The following is a 19,171-nucleotide window of genomic DNA, read 5'->3' on the forward strand; positions in this document are numbered from 1 at the left end:
AGAAAAAGGAAGTGTTTTTAACAATTCTACAAAGGAATTGTAAAATAAAAAGTACTTCCTTCTCCTTCTTTTGATTCTAACCATATCTCTCCACCATGGGATTCGACAATCTTTTTACAATGTGCTAGCCCGATGCCCGTTCCCTGATATTGTTCTCTAGAATGTAGTCGTTGAAATATAGCAAATATTCGTTCCTGATGTTCTTTAGGAATGCCAATACCGTTATCTTTTACTGAGAACTGCCAAAAACCATTAACCTTAGATGAAGAAATATCAATTTGTGGAATGGTATCCTGATCTCTAAATTTTATCCCATTACTAATTAGATTTTGGAACAACAACCGAAGCTCTATTTCTGAACCATTAACATTTGGGAGGTTTTTGATATTAATCTTTGCTTGTGTTCTTTCTATTACATTTTTTAGATCATCTTTTAATTCTTCTATGACCTTGTTACAGTTTACTTTTACATACTCTTTACTTCGTCCCAATCTAGAGTATTCTAGTAAAGCATCAATAAGGTTTTTCATACGAATACTTGCATCTTTTATAAAGGCTAGACTTTCTTTACCAACATCATCAAAACTATCTCCATAGTCCTCTGCTATCAAACCTATAAAACTCGAAATCGTATTAAGAGGTTCTTGTAAGTCATGACTAGCTATATAAGCAAATTGTTCCAACTCCTTATTTTTGGTTTCCAACTCCAAGGATTGTGCATAAATTGCCTGGTTCTTTTTCTCCAATTCCTTGGTAAACCTCTTTTTAGTAAGATATCCTCTATAGATAAAAAAGCTTGCTCCAAGAATAATTAGAACCAGAGTAATAAGTAATAGATTAATCTTTTTTTGTGTATCAATTTCAGAACTTTGTCGTTTTAAAACATCTTCCTGTTCTTTGATTTGCTTGCTCTGTTGTTTTAAGAACTCATTCCTCTTTGTAATTTCCTCATTACCAGCTATAATTTTTTCCTCCTGTGTTTTTATAAATGCTATTTGTTCCTGAATGTTTTTTTCAAGTTCTGCTTCTATTAAAACCTTTTCTTCATATTTTTTTTGCTGTATTTCGCTTTGAGTATAGAGGTTTTCTATTTCTCTATTTCTTTCTGTAATTTGTTCCTCTCTGGTATAAATTTCGTTCTCTTGATCATCTATTTTCTCTAGTTGATCTGTTATCTTATCTTTTTGAGATTTTATTTGTTTCTCTTTATTTCTAAGTATTGAATCTTGCCTCTTTTTCTCCTGCTGTGCTTGAGTCAAAGACCTTTCTGTTTTTCGGTATAGACGTTTCCACTTTTCTGATGAGGTAACCGCATACCTTTTAAGCGAAGGTGCAATAGCAAACCCCTCTTTCTCCATTCTTGTAACATTGATTTCATACTCAAAAGAATCTTCCACATTAACCATATTGATCATTGAGCTATTGAAATTATAATCCTCACTAACCAAAAGAATATTTTTATCAGAAATTTTATTTAAAATATAATTAATACTATAGTTGTATTTATTATTGACATATAGCAGCTGAATATTTTTTACATTTTTTATTAATTGAAATCTTACTATTTCTACGGGCTTGCCATGTATCTTTCGTTTTTGAGACATTGCTTGCAAATCCAGAATAGTGCGATCCGGACCAAGAACTCCTATTTTAAAGGTTTCTAATTCTTGTAGATTCTGCCATCCTACTTGTTGTGCGAAGTTAAAAACAAAGATAGTTCGCTGTAGTCTTTTTACTTCTGCATCAGAACTACCCTGAGCATTTATTTTTAAAGAAAATAGAACTACAAGTAAGTAAGGGAGTATAGAATTCAAATACAGTCCGAAAATCGATCTATTTTGGTATCTCTTGATCATAACCTAAGCAATAATCGCAAATAATAGTTTGCTCCATTAACACCAAATTGCTGTACTCTTCTACTATACCTGAAATTACCATCTTCTGTATTAGCCGAATGTTTATGTTTATCAGGAAATACATCAAAGATATTATTTCCTCCTAATGTACATTTAATAAAATCATTAAACTGGTAGGAAACAGCCATATCCGTTACTATTTTAGGAGAAAAAGTCTGATCTCTAGTTTCTACATTTCCTGTAAAGTCATTTAATACCCAATTAGCAGCATTTCCATCATCTGGATGAATGAACTTTACTTCTCCAAAAAGTGTATTTACCATTTGCACTCTAAACTTATTCCAATCATATGAAAGTAATGAGTTCATTTTATAATTTGGTTGAGCATACTCAACACGTGCGACCTCTTCTCTATTAAAAAGCACGTTTTCTTGTCCAATTAAGGCTGATGAAACTTTGATAGGTCCTTTTACTCTGGTTCTTGTAATATTAACACCTAAAGAGGAGTTAAATTCTCCGGTACCCAATGCGGTTTTAAAGAATAAGGAGGCGTCTGCCCCTGATGTCTTAGAATCTATTGCATTAGTAAAAAATTGAGCTGCTCCTACATTGAATGGTTCTAATAACGTTTCATATCCTTCAGCAAATCTTCCTGAGAGAACAATTCTATCTTCTATATTTATCAAGTAATAATCGACACTATATGTGATATTTTCATTAAGCTTTCCACTAAAACCAGCACTAAAATGGCTTGACAATTCTGGTTTTAATTTCCCTATCTGAAAAGCTTCTGTAGCAATAGCACTTTCATTATTAAACGTTCCTACTTGTACACTTTCTCCATTTACAAATTGTGTACTAATATTTTGAAAGAATACTTGGTGTAAAGACGGAGCTCTGAACCCGGTGGAGAATCCAGCTCTAATGCTTATTTCTTCTTTAATTCGATATCGACCAGATAATTTCCAGATAGCTTGACCTCCAAAATCATTGTATGACTCATACCTTCCTGCCCCTCTCAATAATAATTTATCCGATAGATTAGCTTCCACATCTAGATAACCGGAAATATTAGTTCTAAAACGATCAAGCTCATTTTCGGGTTGAAAACCTGGAAAAACCTGAGATCCAATTACTCTGGGTAATTCCAATCCAATTTCATTGATATAAGTACTTCCGCCATCAATATAAGAAGCTTCTTCTCCTGCAACAATCTGATAGTTCTCAACTCTTAGTTCTGCTCCAAAGGCAACATTAACTCCGCTAAGCCAATCAAAGGTTCTTGAAATATCCAGATTAGTAGTATTTTGATTATAAACAAAACCACCTGCATAAAAAGTTCTGGGAGAAGCAATTCCTAATGAGGCATTATTAGAATTATTAACCGTATAATCTAATGTATTCGTACCTATTGCGTGACTGAAATCGACATTCCAATCATTTTTAATTCCTTTTATACCTGCGGCAACAGCATCATCTTGTATATCTGTTAAGATTTCTGGAGAAAATCCATTAGGAAACAACTCTAAAACTACCCTGTTTTCGTCTTTGGGAAAACGATAAAACCCTTTAGCTTTGCCTTCTCTATAATTTCTCCCGCCATGCATATAAAAGGTTGCATTGTCAGACATCTTTATTTCTCCATTAAAAGATAAGGTAAGGTTTTGGGTTTCGGCACTTCCAATTTCCATAACCCGTTTACCAGAATAACCTGTTTGTCCAAAAAAATTATTTTGATCAATTAATATTTGATCCTGCGTAGGATCATTAGAATAAATGGACCCTGTATAATTACCTGCTCTGTTAACTGCATCTCTTTCTCTATATTCTGCAGTAACATTAATATACCCTTCTTTTCCTATTTTAAGGCCAAAATTAGCAGATGAGTATACGTTTAGACCGTCTCCTTCGGTATTGACACCTACTCTATTATCTAACTGGATAATCTCTGTCTGTTTTTTCAATATAATATTAATCACTCCCGCTATAGCATCTGAACCATATTGTGAGGTAGCTCCATCTCTAAGAACCTCTATTCGATCTATTGCGGCAATGGGTATTGCATTAAAATCGGTACCTACAGATCCTCTACCAACTGTACCATTTACATTTAGCAAGGAACTGCTATGCCTTCTTTTACCATTAACTAATACTAAAACCTGATCTGGTCCCAATCCCCTGAGCGTAGCGGGATCAATATGATCTGTGCCATCTGCAATCGTTTGGTTTGTTGAGTGAAAAGATGGAATCATATAATGTAGAATATGACTCAATTCTATCTGAGATGAATTTGTTAACTGTTGGGGGGAAACTATATCTACTGCAGCTGTATTTTTGAGAAGCGATTTTGGTTTTGCCCTTGATCCTAATGAAACAGGTTGATCCATCGAAAATCCGGTTTTTAAAACAAAATCTACTCTAACAGTATCCCCCACTTTGACTGATACAGTCTTGGATACGGATGTATACATTACAAATCCTGAGGTAACTACATATTCTCCTTCATCAACATCAAAAATATAATTACCATTTACATCTGTTGTCGTGGTCTTATCATTGCCTTCTATAACCACTCTAGCTCCCGGTAGATTTCCAAATTGATCTGAGACATTTCCTGAAATTACTGCTCTAGATTGTGAAAAACCCAAAGAAACGAAACAAAGAAATATTAAAACAGTAAGATATGATCTATACTGAGCAAACAAAATAAGGGGGATTTTTTTTGTAGCGATTGTAATTTGTTTATGTATTAAACCTTAATTTATTCTGCTTATAAAGCATATTTAAAGGTATGACAAGTTTATCCAAGATATAAACATTTTGATGTTCTCCTTTTAAAGATTAGGAGGCCATATTATCTAATGTAGAGCTTGTAATTGTATCAGCGCTTCCAAAAAAATTGTTTACTATTTTCTGAACAATATTTTTGGTAAGCATTTTTTCTTCAAACCCATGTATTTCAGGAATACTTTCTACTAGTTTTTTTTCTTCTTGATTCAACTCTGCTCCTAACATTAAAATAATAATAGATTTTTTAAACTTATCATCCAACTTTTGATAATTGGAGATAAATTCCCAACCATTCATTACTGGCATATTAATATCTAAAAATATAACTTCGGGAATCATACCTTTTTCAATATAATCTAATGCATCTTTTCCGTTCTCAGCAATTACAACTTTCTCCACACATGCTACTTTTTCAATAATGGTTTTATTAAAAAAATTAGTAGCCTTACTATCATCAATCAGCAAGAAATGTTTCAATTTCTCCATTTATCCAGAATATTAATCACGTTATATATCAGACAATTACAAGTTAATCGCGCAAAAGTAAGATTTCACTTTCATATAAAAAAATAATTACCATTATGTCCATATCTAAACAATCAAAAATGATCTTTCAACACATTATCTAACAAACCTAAAGATAAGGGTTTATTAATAAAATCATCCACTGAATGATTTTTAGCGGATTCTCTTACATCGTCCGGGTTAGAAGATGTGGATAAAAGAATTACTTTAATGCCCTGAGTTACCTCTTGGTCTAGTTTTGAAAATTCAGTTAAGAATTCCCAGCCATTCATAGCCGGCATGTTAATGTCCAAAAAAATAAGGTCGGGTTTTGCTGCTGTATTATCTTCTACAGCAGATAGATATTCGAGAGCTGCCATTCCGCTTTGCACAGTATTAACTTGCTGAAAGCCTTCGTGTTTGGTAACAACTCTTTCATTAAAGAAATTTGTAGCTTTATCGTCATCTATTAATAAGACGCAATTTACCAATTTACTCATATGATTTTTCCAATTACTCTTTAAAGAAAATAAACTTTTTTGGAATAGTAATAATAAAACTATAGTTAATTAAATAGTTTTCGTTTAAAATCAAGTTTTTAACGATTAAATGTTTACTAACCAACTATTAATATGTGTTTTGCTTCTATTAAATTCTGAAATAATCATTATCGTATATTTTTGCTTTGATCAACCTTTAATAAAGGTTAATTAAAAAATAAATGTAACTTTGATAAAAACCAGACGACTTATATCTTACTAATTGTCTGCAAGGGATTCATGATTGAAAAAATAAAACATAAACAGAAAGACTCATCACTTCATTATGAGTTTTATAAAACAACTATTGATATACCTAAAGAAGATTGGAATGTTGTAAATTCTAATCACAATCTATTTCTCTCGATAACATATCTTAAAACTCTGGAAGATACCCTTGCCGAAACTATGAGTTTTAGATATATTATTTTTTATAATAAAAACACACCTGTAGCAATTGCCGCTACCCAACTCATAAAATTTAATTCGGCTAAGCTAAAAGTGCAAGAGTTTCCATGTAAAATAAGCGATGCTATTAGAAATATATTGATGAGAAACCTGGATGTAAAAGTTTTGGTGTGCGGAAACCTTTTTTCCTGTGGTGAACATGGTTTTATGTATAATTCTAATCTTATCAGTTCCAAAAGGGCTTTTGAAAACTTATCCAATGCTTTACGTCAAATAAGAAAATCAGAAAATTCTGATAAACCATCTTTTATTTTGCTCAAAGAGTTTTGGCCAGAATCGTTTAGTCACAGCGATTATATAAAACAACAAGATTTCAGAGAGTTTACAGTTGATGTTAATATGGTGTTACATCTTAATCCTGATTGGAATACTTTTGACGATTATCTGGGTAGCATGAGAACTAAATTTAGAACCAGAGCCAAAAAAGTTTTTAAGAAGTCTGAAATAATTATGGTCAGGGATTTTACTCCTGAAGATATAGAAACATATAAGGAGGATATCAACAGACTCTATTTATCTGTAATTGAAAAGGCAGATTTTAAGATTGGTAAATTAAATGCATCTACCTTTAAGAGCCTAAAAAAATCTCTACATCAAGACTTTATTTTCAAAGGGTATTTCCTGGATCAAAAATTAATAGGATTCACCACCTCCTTTATCCTGGAAAACGCAGTAGATGCTAATCATATAGGAATAGATTATCAATACAATAAATCACATGCTATTTATCAAAAAATGTTATATGACTATGTTGATTTGGCTATTTTAAAAAAGGTTAAACAACTTAGATTGGGTAGAACAGCCGAGATCATCAAAAGCTGTGTAGGAGCTAGACCGGTGGAAATGAAATTATATGTGCGCCACGGTAACTCTATTTCTAATGCCATTTTAAAACCTTTGGTTGAACTCATTTCACCAAGTGAATATGAGGTCAGAAACCCTTTTAAACTTCAATTAGATTAGGTCTTTATATGGATTCATTAACCCAGATTGTATTAGGTGCTGCCGTAGGAGAAGCTGTGCTCGGTAAAAAAGTAGGTAATAAAGCTATGCTTTGGGGTGCAATAGCAGGGACCATTCCCGACCTGGATGTTATATCCAAGCTTTTTGTAGATAATGTTACTGCTAATGAATTACATCGCGGATTTTCGCATTCGATTCTGTTTAGTATTATGGCTGCCCCCATATTTGGATGGCTAATTGCCAAAATATATAATAATGGAGAAACTGATTGGAAAGGTTGGTCTAAACTAATGTTTCTCGGACTCTTTACACATCCTATCCTTGATGCTTTTACTACCTGGGGCACACAATTATTCTGGCCATTAGAGTATAAAGTTGCTATTAATAATATTTTTGTAGCTGATCCATTATATACTGTTCCTTTTCTGATATTTGTAATTATTGCCATGTTTTATAAACGTACACACCCTAAAAGACGGAAGTTTAACAATCTTGGGCTGTATTGTAGCAGTGGGTATTTACTTCTTACATTATTACTCCAGCAAAGCGCCAAGGCAAATTTTACAACAAACCTAGAAGATCAGCAGCTACAATATAAAGAAATACAAACCCGTCCGACACCCTTAAATAGTATTCTCTGGACTGCTAATATAGAAACCGAAGATTCTTTTTTGATTGGTTATTATTCCCTACTGGATGAAGACAATAAAGTAGATTTTTCTGAATTTCCTAAAAACCACCATTTGTTGGGTGAAATGAAAAATGATTCTCTAGTACATAGACTTATTAAACTTTCTGAAGGTTGGTATACTATTGAGAAAAATCAAGATAAGATTTTCTTTAATGATCTTAGATTTGGACAATTAGGAATGGGGCAAGAAGCTAGTCGATTTGTATTTAGCTATGAATTATACTATAATCCAAAAGGTGAGCTCAAAGCAAAGGAAAGAGAACGCAATATGGATGAAGCTTCTCCTCTTTTAAAAAAATTATTTGACAGAGTCCTTGGCAATAAGTCATAAAAAAGGATCCAAAACATTAGACCCTTTTTATACATATTATTTAGTGTTACTATTTATCCAAATTGACAAATTACTCCACCCATCAACATAAGGCAAACGATCCAATATCCAACATTAATAGCGATATACTTAAATCCTTTTCTTTCGAACATTGCATTAGTCCCCATTACAGGCAGCACTACCATTAACCCAACCATAAATCCATGCAACATTCCGTGTTTAAAGGTTCTAAATTCATTACCATACTTTGTCATAAAGTCCTGAGCATATTGATATGTTTCTGTACCTTCTTTCATCAAATCCGGATCATTCATTAATGACGAAAAGAAACCAAATTGGTGAATTACAAAAGTGTTTAATATAAACGCCAGGAAAAAACTAAGTAAATAACTAAGAATAAATATTAAAGGCATATTACCTCCTTTCAGGTCTTCTTCTGTAAAGCCGCAAACATTCATCCAAGCAGTTCCAAAAACTTTTGGGTTATACCAGATAAACCCTAACACCATGGGGATAAGAGCTGCAGCTGCAGTAATTAGAAAATTAAATTCCATATCAGTTTGTTTTAAAGTTGTTAATCAAATATAAACAAAATGTTAATTGTTTTTACAAAACCCAGTATAACAACCTAATAGAGAAGATGATCAGAATAACTCCGGTAACCTTAAAAAAAGTGCTGAGTCGTTTTGGAGAGATAAACCTCTTTACTTTCTTTGAAAGAAACACTTTCAGTAGATCAGTGGTTAAGATTCCTAATAAAACTGAAGTTAAAAAAACAAACAATACCCCCTGATCTGAATATTTTGATTTTCCATATTGGAAAACTCCTATCCATACCGCAAAAACAAATGGATTAAAAAAGTTGACACTAAATCCTTTTATAAAAAAAACATGTAACCCTCTAGTGTTCATAGAAACATTAGCTGTAATTACAGCTTTCTTAAACAAGTAATTAACCCCTAATCCGAAGACAATAACACTACCTATGACGCCTATCCAAAACTCATTTTGTTCTATAGTAATAAATTTAGAAAGTCCATAATAACATAGCAGTACACAAATAATATCACTCACTATAATCCCCAAGGCTACTGCAATACCTTCTTTAGTACCATATTGAAAACTACTATTCAATAATAAAAAGAATACAGGGCCGATAAAAATGATCATCCCCAATCCTATAACATAGCCTTCGATAAATGACATATATGTCTTACTTATGGATTACCAGACAAATATAGTTTTTTTGGGAGTTATTGGTTTATCTTCTTTTTATAATGCGAGCAATCTTGGAAGCTGAATCTGAAGTAATTTTAACTAAATACAATCCTGCCCGCCAGTTAAATACTGAAACGGGTTCTGATCTATAATCTTCAATAGTCTTTATTTTCTGAGCTCCAACATTAAAAATTTCTAACCTATATGTTTCGTTATCAACAAGTCCCCATATCACAAACTGATCTAATACCGGGTTAGGATACAATGTAAATCCATCCAATATATTATTGTCTTCTACATCTAATATTTGATTAGAAAAAGGCTCCTGATGAAATCCCTGAATCAGGATACTATTTCCATCAGTAATTGTAGTTACGGCTTGTTCTCCAACCGTAAAGTCTACGATTACTGATCCATCTGTTATAGTAGTTCCTGCTGCGCCAATAACTTGTCTCTCTATGGTTTGTGCCTTGACCAATGTGACTCCTAATAATAAGGCGATGATTGTCAATTTCATATTCATATATTACTTTATTATTCTTTAGTACTAAATCCGTTAGAAGAAAGTTTCTCTTTTTCCTTTTGTAATACATTATTGACTAAAACTGTCAACTCTTCTATTTTCTGCATCTGAAATTCTAATGCTTTTATTTTAGTCTCTTGTTCCTTATTGACCTGAATTAACAGAGCAGTTAATAATTGATAATTTACATATTTATATCCTTTGTCATCACTATACACGGCTTCTGGCAATATAGATTCTATTTCTTGCGCAATAACCCCCACTTGTCGATTAGGGTCTCTTTTATCTTTCCAATCATAGTAATACCCATTGATTTGATCCAATTTACTTAATGCGCCACTAATAGGAACTATATTTTCTTTCCATCTTTTGTCTGAAGCTCCAGCTTCCGGTATAACCCACTCCAATGCTCCCGCTCCATTTACACCAATCGTTTGTCCTGGAGTAGGGCTATTTGCAGGAAATGTATACCCTGAATCATCATTATTAGCATCAATAGTTAATGTTCCATTAATCTCTGTATTTCCATTTTTCAAAATAACCAAAGCATCACTTCTATTGCTCTCCATATCTCCATTACCAATGGTAAATAAACGATCGGTTGCTACCCAGAAAGTGGTAGTTTGTCCTGTAGCATTGGTATTATATGTTCCTAACACGGTTTCCGCATAAGAAGAGGTATTGCCATTAAAGCTAATTGATTTTGAATAATTTGCGTTTGCTTCAGTATTAGTACCGAAGGCAAATGAAGCAAATCCAGAAGCATTTGTATTACTACCACCAGCAAAAGAGAATTCTCCTGAGGCCACATTTTCCGAACCTATAACCGTTGAAGCATTTCCAGAAGCTATATTTATATCTCCTACTGCAAAGGCGTAATTACCTGAAGATACTGTATTATATCCAAGTGCTATCGACTGATCACCTCTATTTACATCATCCCAAGCTGTACTTGTTACTCTACCTACTCTAAAAGCTCCCTTAGACTTATCAAAAAACATTCTGTAGTCGTGATCAGTATTTGCGTCATCCTCTAATTGTGAAGAACCAAATACAAAATCATCTGTTTCTTCAGTCTGCGAAACATTAGAAGTGACTCCAGAAGTAGTCGAGAACGCTCCCGAACCTCCTAAACCTAATGTATTAGGATCTGTCCAGGTACCAATCCCGTCTGCATCCGACACCAATACTCTGCCATTACCAATATCTGTAGTCCCAATTCTAATTTTTCCATTTACATCTAGTTTTACATTCGGATCCTGATAGGGTTGACTTGTAGCTATCCCAACACGACCTTCTGCGTCTATATGGATATCGTGCTGTAAACGTTCTGCTGACCCTTCTTCGATATAAATGTTGTTATTCTCAGTTTCATCTTCAGAGATTACAAATTGATTATCCTGTATTCTTATATTCCAGGTAGCTGTAGGTACTCCTATTTCAATATTAGAAATACTGGATGCATTGGTATTTTGTATTCTTAAATTAGAAAAAGTATCTGTATCTGTTATTAATACATCACCTCCTGCATTAAATGATATTCCAGCATCAGAACCATCAGGACTGATATAATTGGTTGTCCCTAAATTAATGTTTTGGGTTACCATATGATCTCCCAGATTATCTCCTTCTTCAACCGTATCAGCATGCATGGCATATGGAACTGAAGTCAAAATTGTTGAACCTAATAAACTATAATTAGATCCACCTGTTTCATCTATTGAAATCTCTAATTTATAAGGACCATCAGACCAATCAATTCCGGATAACACTCCTGTCCCTTTTAATTGAAAACTATTACCAATTCTTAGACTTGCCAATCCGTTTTCGGTAGTTGTAACATTTTGTGTTTCGGTAAAAACTGCAGCACCTGTACTGTTTTTAATAATTTCGAATTGAAAACTTACATTTTGATTGGCGATGACATCACCATTATTATCTTTTATTACTGCTTGGTAATTGAATAATTCTGGAGATTGAGCCTGCGCAACTATTCCACAAATTATTGTTAATATTAGTAGTACTTGTTTCATAAATACGGTTTTATTGATTGTTAGTTCTATCCGAATTGACCATTAGCATCGCTTTAATCTCTGCAACTTCTTTTTTCATATTTTGACCATCAATTTCCAGGTTTTTTATTCTTTGATGTTGAGATTGAATACTTTTTTGTTGTGATTTTATACCCTCGATTAGTAATGCTGTTAATTTTGAATAATCAACAGATTTATATCCTTGAGCATCTGTTGATACAACTTCTGATAAAACTGCTTCTATTTCCTGTGCAATAACTCCTACTTGTGTAGTAGTGTCCGGTTTGTTCTTCCATTTGTAGTAATACCCATTTATAGCTTGGATCTTTTGAATAGCATTTTGAATCACTTTAAAATCTGTTTTCCAACGTCGGTCTGAAAAGGTATTCCAAGAATTAGCTCTTGCCTCAGTACCATCTCCAGAAGATCCTACCTGAAGTTTATAAGATGTTCCAGTTACTCCTATTCCTATATTACCATTATTTTCTATTTGTAATCTGGTATCAATTGATGCTGTATTATCGGCTATTCCGGATGCAGCTGTGGCAAACTGAATTGCTCCATTTGCATTATGCCTGAGAACCCATCCGTAATCATCATTTTTATACTTCCATCCACTATCATAATATAGGTTTGATCCCAGATAAGCACCATTTCCATTCATTATATAGTTTTCTGCTTCAACGGTTTCTGTTACCTCAAAATCACCATTAACACGTAACATATCGTTATCAAACTCTCCATAAATCAGTGGTGATGTCGAATTTGAGCTTTCTACATATAGTTTATTGCTTCCTGTTTCCTGACTTCCAGCTTCATTGCCAATGAAAATGTTTCTATCACCATTATTAAGTATTATAGAATTGGTAGCGCTTGTTCCTGCATGATATCCAATGATTACATTATTACTTCCTGTCGTAGATTTTGAAGAAGCACTTGAACCTATAACTACATTTTGGATTCCTGTTGTGTTTTTTTGTAATGCTCTATCTCCGACACCTACATTATTACTTCCTGTAGTTTTAAATAAAGTGGAATATCCTATTCCTACATTAGCGTTTCCTGTTTTGTTATTGTACAAAGAAGCCCTACCGATTGCAATATTATCTGTACCAGTAGTTAGTTCATAAGCCGCCTGAAATCCTACACCAACATTACCTGTAAATTCTGTATTATCAATATTAACACCTGCATCTACACCTAAAAATGTGGAAAAACTATTGTTCACTGGTTCTAATCTGTGTCCGTTGATTCTAAAACGTTCTTCTCCTGCTATGTCAAAACGGATAATATCTTCATCAGCAGTCTCTTCTACCTGAATTTTGGTATCATCATCAGCATCTGTAAGTTCTATAATCGATGGAGTTGTAATTGTATTCCACGATATATTTCCAGCACCATCAGTAGCTAACACCTGATTTAAAGCCCCATCAGTAAGAGGAAATTGATAAGCATTATTGACATCTAACGTTCCATTAATTCGTAATAAATCATTGTCAAACTCTCCGTAAACCAGTGGAGAATTACTATCTGAATTTTCGATATACAATTTATTAGACGACAATTCATTATAGCCAGAATGATAACCTAAAAATAAATTTCCATTACCTGCATTGTTGTAACCGCTTCGATTACCAAGCATCACATTATTATCGCCTGTGATTGCAGAAGAACCACTATGCGCATAAGCACCTAACACAACATTTCTGGCTCCATTAATATTCTTATTAGCTGCTTCACTACCTAAAAAAACATTTTCACTACCCATAGTATTGCTGTATCCAGCATCAAGACCTACAAAAGTATTCTCATCACCAGTAGTATTATTTTCGCCTGCATAAGCTCCTAAAAAAGTGTTGAATCCTGCCGTGGAATTCACTCCTGCTAATGATCCTACAAAAGTATTATGACTACCCGTATTTACTTCTCCTGCTTTATACCCTATAAAGGCATTGTTACTACCTATATTCACGTTTCCTGCATTATGTCCTAAAAAAGTGGATTTATTTACAGATGTAGTATGCAATAGTAAATCTCCGTTAGTATTTGTTCTGATTTGAAGCTGTTCTTCACTTGCTATATCAAAACGGATAATATCCTCATCAGCAGTCTCTTCTACCTGAATTTTGGTATCGTCATCCGCGTCTTTAAAAGATTCTGTATTAGCAGTCATTAATGCATACGGAACAGATAGTAACTGAGAGGTTCCTAGAGCCGAATAATTCGTTCCTCCTGTTTCGTCTATAGAAACTTCTAAAAAATGTGAATGATGCGCCCAATCTATGGCAGAAAAATCATCTGAAGAAACACCTTGACCAAGGATCAAAGTAACCAACCCATTATCACTGGTTGTGACATTATGTGTCTCTGTATATACTGTCGTTCCGTTTATAGCATCTTCGAGAATTCTAAACTGAAAGCTTATATTTTGATTGATCATCACATCTCCATCGGTATTACGCACGATAGATTGATAATTTATGCCAGGTGGTGTTTGCGCGTTTACACTATAAGCACATAAGCAAACGTATAAAAAAAGCAGATATTTTTGATTCATAAAGAGAGATTTGGGGTTAATAAACTAAAAGCTCTTACCTCTTAGCAATCAGGTGCTAAATTATCGCAAACTGTTGTTTTATATGTATCTCAAAGGCGAAATAGTGTTCAAACTTTCTAAGTTCGAACGTTTTTATACTTTAAATGAAAAAATTCAAATACCTTTGATTATATGCAGTTATCAAAAGAGTTTTTCCTTCCTTTTATTGTACTCTCTGGAGCGTTTATTCTCTGCATATTTTGTATTCTATTTGCTCTTTTAGGGCGAATCAAAACCAGTAAATGGATTCTTTTGGTATTTACTGGTATTGCCATGTATGCTTTTGGGGTTATTATGTATAGTTCGGAAGCTATCCCGCAGGATATACTTATTACTCTTGGTACCAATCCTGTAGCTTTCTTTTTGATACCACTGGGATTGTATTTCTTTTTACTTGATATTTTTGGTATACCCATCAAACCTTGGTTTAGATGGTTACATTTTGCTCCATTTGTAATCTTTTATCTGATATTTACTTTTATACAACCTCCTGTACCTCCTCATATTGCAAAAGAAACGGGTAATGTTTTAATGTTGGTATACATCATTACACTGATAATTACCATCATGATATACCTGTTTTTGATTTTTAACTTACTCAGAAAACATCAAAAAAACTATGTAAACCAATTTGCATCAGATAGTATTTACATAACTCTTAATTGGTTTAAAAGACTCATCTTTTTTGTGATTGGTATGGCGGTTTTTTTTGTAATGAGTTCCCTTTTCGATTTTAATGAAAATACCACTTCTATTCTTCTGGGCATGAAAGCTTTTGCCTTTTTATTGATGTTGATGGCATTTGCATTTTTTGGATTACAACAACCTGTTTTATATGCTGTAAGTACAAATACTAAAATGCAGGAATCAATTGTAAAAACAACCGAAACCAAATCAATAACAGCTCCCTCTGAAGCTAAAAAACAAATTGAAGAGGAGCAGTTACAACAATATGTTACGATTTTGGAAAACGAAATGCATACCGATCGCCCTTTCCTAAACAAACAAATCAGATTGAGTCATTTGGCTACTTCTTTAGATATTCCAGGTCATGTATTGTCTTTGATCATTAATCAACATTATGGAATGAATTTTTTCCAATACATTAATTCGTATCGTATCAAGTTTGCTTGTGACTTACTTGTTAATCCAGATTATAAGCATTTTACACTGGAAGCTATTGCGCAAGAAGCTGGTTTTAACTCTAAGTCGACCTTTAATACTCGATTTAAAGAAGTTATGGGTATGACTCCTAATGAGTTTAAGAAGAAAGAAGGAGGCGCTTAGTTAATAGTTTTTGGTCCTTGGTTTCTAGTTATAGTATATGATTCAATTTTCAGAATCTCGATGTACCTTTTTAATCTTTTTATATCTAGCTCGATATCGTTAATACTTATATAGACTTGATGAAGTCATCCAAAGAATCCTCTGCGGTCAAATCCAATTTTCGTTTTAACCTGCGGCGTGTGGCTTTGATGGCATTAATCGTAGTATTACGTAGATTGGCAATTTCCTTACGAGACAATCCAAGTCTGATATAAGAACATACTTCTATATCGGTTTTTGTCAGCACAGGATATAACTCACTTAACTTTTTATAAAACTCAAAACTTACTTCTTCAAGATTGGTTCGAATCATCAGCAAACGAGCATCATCAATATGATCTGCTTTTAGCTCTGCAATCACACTTTTTAATGTCACCTCTGAGTTTTCTTCCTTTGATATCTTTTTCAGGTCTTCTACCAGCTTCTTTTTGGTATTGATATGTTGTATGGATTCTGTAATTAAGCTTGTAATTTCTTCTTCTTTAGTTTCTATCTTTTTTTCACTTTCCTCCAATTCTTCCTGCAATACCTTTTTCTGTATTCTTGTAAGCTGTAATGATTTTCTGGTATACAATACAATTAAAATTGCCAAAACCCCAAGTCCAACAAATACCATCAGGTTTCTAGTTTTTGTAGCTTTTTCTTTATCTAATTGCCCTGCAATACGTTCTTTTTCCTGTACTTGTTTCAGGCTATCCATACGTTTTTCCATATCAAATTTCAAACGTAGTTCGTGCGCCATATTTTTCTTCACATTTAGTTTTTTCTGTAACGTATCTTCGTGTTTTTGATGCAATTGATAAAATTGTAAAGCTTTCTTATCATCAGCTTTTTTCTGGTATATATTGCTTAATGCCAAATACCCCTGAGACATTTGTTTCCTGCTTTTCATGGTTACCGCTAGTGTAATAGCCTTCTTGGCATGATCAATACTTTTCTCAATATCCCCTAACACCTCAAAGCTTTTTGCTAATTGTGAATGTGCCTCTTCCTTCCCTATTGAATTATTAAGCTCTTCGTATATATCCAATGCTTTTTGTATATATGAGATTGAAGCCTTTGAATCATTTATATGTTCTCTTAAAAAGACACCATATAATTGGGATGCAATCGCTATTCCTCTTGGGTATTGAATTGAATCTGCATAAAACAAAGCTTTTTTAAACTGCTCACGAGCTTTTACATATTCTGCTACTTTTGGGTTTGCATAAATATTTGCCTGATAACTCAATGCCTGAGATATACCTTCTACATTACCGGATTTTTTATGTATTTGAAGTCCCTTTTGGATATTCGCTAACGCTTCATCGGTCTCGTTATAATCATTTTGTATGACTCCTGCCAATACGTGTGGGGTACCCAAATGAGCAAGATCTCCCATATCTGTTTTCAACTTAATACTGTGAAAACAATGCCCTAAAGATCTTCTGAAACTGCTTTCGCGATGATATAAATAGGCGAGATATTCAAGAATCTGAGCTTTTTTAAGTAAAAAGTTTCTACGTTTACCTCGAGGCAATTCGCGAATGATTTGATCTAATTCAGTTAAAATAGCTTCAAAATCGAATTCAGCTGTTTTGGGTTTAGTGTACATCAATATCCCAGTAGCATTGATCCTCTTCTCTATTGCCAGTTCTTCAGGAGATTTCGGGAGTTCTCTTTCACCCTGAATTTCCTGAGATTGGAGTACAGAAACTATACAAAAACAAATTATGTGTAAAGCGTATTTTATTTTGGTCATAAAGTGCAAAACTACTTATTTCACAACCAATACAAAATGATATTGAGAAATATAACATAGATTGAAATCATTACTATTTCTATTCTATATCTTTCTAATTTATTAAATAAAAATTCCATTGACAAGGTTTTAAAGAGTTGTTATGTATACTTATAGTTTATTGATCTTCTCTATTATTTTGGGATCATTGGTTTTTGGTGAATAAAAAGCAGTTTTTTCTTCATTTGGGGTGTTTTGGTTAGCATCAAAAAATCATTTAATCGCTTCCTTTAATTTTTCTTCAATTTCTTGTAAAGCTTCTAATCGATTCTTTAATTGTCGTTTTTCGGCTTTCATTTCTCTCAGGGTTCTGTCATTATGACTTCCCTTACTGTTTTTGTCTTCCTTTTTTGAAAACCATTTTAAAAATTGAAACATACCTTTTCTATTTTCAAAGTGACCGCAAGGTATTTTACGGAAGCATTAGTTCAAAAAATATGCGGGGTACAAATGGGGGTACAATGTTAGTTAGTGAGTGTTTTAGAGGTGAGTAAGTGAGTGTTACCTACCATTTCTTTTCAATAAGTATTAGTTTCTGATTATAAACACAAACACCATCCATAAAAAAAACCATCCTACCTAAGGCAAGATGGTTTACTATTGCAAAGAGAGAAATCTACGACCCCTTATCTTCGTATGATCCAATTCGCAAGTTGATTAGAAATCTTATATATTTTTATCTTTTGACTATTTTAAAGGTTTTACTAGCGTCATCCAGTATTAATTTTACGAAGTAAACTCCGGATGATATGTTGGTGATATCCACAACTTCATTAGCAAGTATTGAGCTTTCTTTTAATTGTTGACCATTAATGTTATAGATGGAAACCGTTACCTTTTTTGTAATTCCTGAAATCTGAAACTGATCTATTGCTGGATTAGGTGATATCGTAATACTATTTAATGCATCTACCTCATCCACACTTAATAATGGATCCATCAGATCATAGGTAATCAATCCTGCTGCATTCCCTCCATAATAATCCGTATCCGTGATCGGAACGCCATCAATATCTGCTCCAAAAGAATTAGACAGATCAAAAGCTCCGCCTGTATTGGTCGATAAGTCTACTATCACAGCATCTGTATTCTCTGTTAAGGTAATATCTCCTGTGGTAGGCATATTATCCACTACAAAGGAAAACAGTGGAATCTGCTCTCCTACAGTATGAGAGGCAATTGTTAATTGTGAACTTGAAGTACGACTAAACGTCCATAAATCCCGGGTACCATCTCCTGCTGTAAAACTATTTAAAACAGTAGCTGTAAATGCTGTGTTCTCCTGCCAGTTAGATCCATTAATTTGAGTGAAACTCGTAAGGGTGTTTCCAGTGGAAATAGAAATCGTAATATTTACAGAACCTACTTCTACAGCTCCATTAGCAAAGTCTGGAACAATCACGAACGTATACTCATAATTCTCTCCGGTATTATTAAAATCTTGTACCAAACCATATTGATAGCTTTGAGCAGTCATGGTCATGCTTCCTAAAAGGAATAATAGTATATATAATAGTTGTTTTTTCATCATTATATTGTTAAAGGGGTTCGAT

At 33.4% G+C, this 19,171-nt stretch carries 15 protein-coding genes; 3 read left to right on the plus strand and 12 right to left on the minus strand.

The features are described 5' to 3' along the window. Window positions 1–26: 26 nt before the first annotated feature. From J8M14_RS16670 to J8M14_RS16685, 4 genes are all read right to left on the minus strand, one after another. Window positions 27–1,856: a YfiR/HmsC family protein gene (locus tag J8M14_RS16670; protein WP_211075947.1), complete on the minus strand. Its 1,830-nt coding sequence runs from the start codon at window positions 1,854–1,856 to the stop codon at window positions 27–29. Then, window positions 1,853–4,561, minus strand: coding sequence for a TonB-dependent receptor (locus J8M14_RS16675; protein WP_247672678.1), 2,709 nt, complete (start codon window positions 4,559–4,561; stop codon window positions 1,853–1,855). Before J8M14_RS16675 ends, J8M14_RS16670 begins: the two co-directional genes overlap by 4 nt. A gap of 136 nt (window positions 4,562–4,697) precedes the next feature. Then, window positions 4,698–5,132 carry a response regulator gene (locus tag J8M14_RS16680; RefSeq protein WP_211075948.1) on the minus strand — a complete coding sequence of 145 codons (435 nt, stop codon included), beginning with the start codon at window positions 5,130–5,132 and terminating at the stop codon, window positions 4,698–4,700. Window positions 5,133–5,245: 113 nt separating this feature from the next. Then, a complete protein-coding gene (locus J8M14_RS16685) occupies window positions 5,246–5,650 on the minus strand; it encodes a response regulator (RefSeq protein ID WP_211075949.1) in 405 nt (134 codons plus the stop codon). A 279-nt stretch (window positions 5,651–5,929) separates the two neighbouring features. Between J8M14_RS16685 and J8M14_RS16690 the strand changes: the two genes are divergently transcribed. Further along, window positions 5,930–7,120 carry a hypothetical protein gene (locus J8M14_RS16690; RefSeq protein WP_211075950.1) on the plus strand — a complete coding sequence of 397 codons (1,191 nt, stop codon included), beginning with the start codon at window positions 5,930–5,932 and terminating at the stop codon, window positions 7,118–7,120. An 8-nt stretch (window positions 7,121–7,128) separates the two neighbouring features. Beyond that, window positions 7,129–8,142, plus strand: coding sequence for a metal-dependent hydrolase (locus J8M14_RS16695; protein WP_211075951.1), 1,014 nt, complete (start codon window positions 7,129–7,131; stop codon window positions 8,140–8,142). Window positions 8,143–8,195: 53 nt separating this feature from the next. On the opposite strand, the gene J8M14_RS16700 is transcribed toward J8M14_RS16695, so the two are convergent. The 5 genes from J8M14_RS16700 to J8M14_RS16720 are packed head-to-tail and all read right to left on the minus strand — an operon-like array spanning window position 8,196 to window position 14,473. Beyond that, on the minus strand, window positions 8,196–8,696 hold the full coding sequence (locus J8M14_RS16700) for a DUF1761 domain-containing protein (RefSeq protein ID WP_211075952.1): 501 nt from the start codon (window positions 8,694–8,696) through the stop codon (window positions 8,196–8,198). 52 nt (window positions 8,697–8,748) lie between these two features. Continuing rightward, complete coding sequence (locus J8M14_RS16705; protein WP_211075953.1) at window positions 8,749–9,348, minus strand: LysE family transporter; 600 nt, start codon at window positions 9,346–9,348, stop codon at window positions 8,749–8,751. A 55-nt stretch (window positions 9,349–9,403) separates the two neighbouring features. Continuing rightward, complete coding sequence (locus J8M14_RS16710; protein ID WP_211075954.1) at window positions 9,404–9,877, minus strand: T9SS type A sorting domain-containing protein; 474 nt, start codon at window positions 9,875–9,877, stop codon at window positions 9,404–9,406. A gap of 17 nt (window positions 9,878–9,894) precedes the next feature. Next, a complete protein-coding gene (locus J8M14_RS16715) occupies window positions 9,895–11,916 on the minus strand; it encodes a tail fiber domain-containing protein (protein WP_211075955.1) in 2,022 nt (673 codons plus the stop codon). Between the two features lie 10 nt (window positions 11,917–11,926). Next, complete coding sequence (locus J8M14_RS16720) at window positions 11,927–14,473, minus strand: tail fiber domain-containing protein (protein ID WP_211075956.1); 2,547 nt, start codon at window positions 14,471–14,473, stop codon at window positions 11,927–11,929. A gap of 171 nt (window positions 14,474–14,644) precedes the next feature. On the opposite strand from J8M14_RS16720, the gene J8M14_RS16725 reads away from it, so the two are divergent. Beyond that, window positions 14,645–15,799: a helix-turn-helix domain-containing protein gene (locus J8M14_RS16725; protein WP_211075957.1), complete on the plus strand. Its 1,155-nt coding sequence runs from the start codon at window positions 14,645–14,647 to the stop codon at window positions 15,797–15,799. 106 nt (window positions 15,800–15,905) lie between these two features. On the opposite strand, the gene J8M14_RS16730 is transcribed toward J8M14_RS16725, so the two are convergent. The 3 genes from J8M14_RS16730 to J8M14_RS16740 form a co-directional block, all read right to left on the minus strand. Further along, on the minus strand, window positions 15,906–17,579 hold the full coding sequence (locus J8M14_RS16730) for a hypothetical protein (protein ID WP_211075958.1): 1,674 nt from the start codon (window positions 17,577–17,579) through the stop codon (window positions 15,906–15,908). Window positions 17,580–17,831: 252 nt separating this feature from the next. Then, the gene (locus tag J8M14_RS16735; RefSeq protein ID WP_211075959.1) at window positions 17,832–17,996 is read right to left on the minus strand and encodes a hypothetical protein; all 165 of its coding nucleotides are present in this window, start codon (window positions 17,994–17,996) and stop codon (window positions 17,832–17,834) included. Between the two features lie 298 nt (window positions 17,997–18,294). Further along, the gene (locus J8M14_RS16740; protein WP_211075960.1) at window positions 18,295–19,146 is read right to left on the minus strand and encodes a T9SS type A sorting domain-containing protein; all 852 of its coding nucleotides are present in this window, start codon (window positions 19,144–19,146) and stop codon (window positions 18,295–18,297) included. Window positions 19,147–19,171: the final 25 nt, after the last annotated feature.

Source organism: Aquimarina sp. MMG016, from assembly GCF_018100805.1.
GTDB lineage: Bacteria > Bacteroidota > Bacteroidia > Flavobacteriales > Flavobacteriaceae > Aquimarina.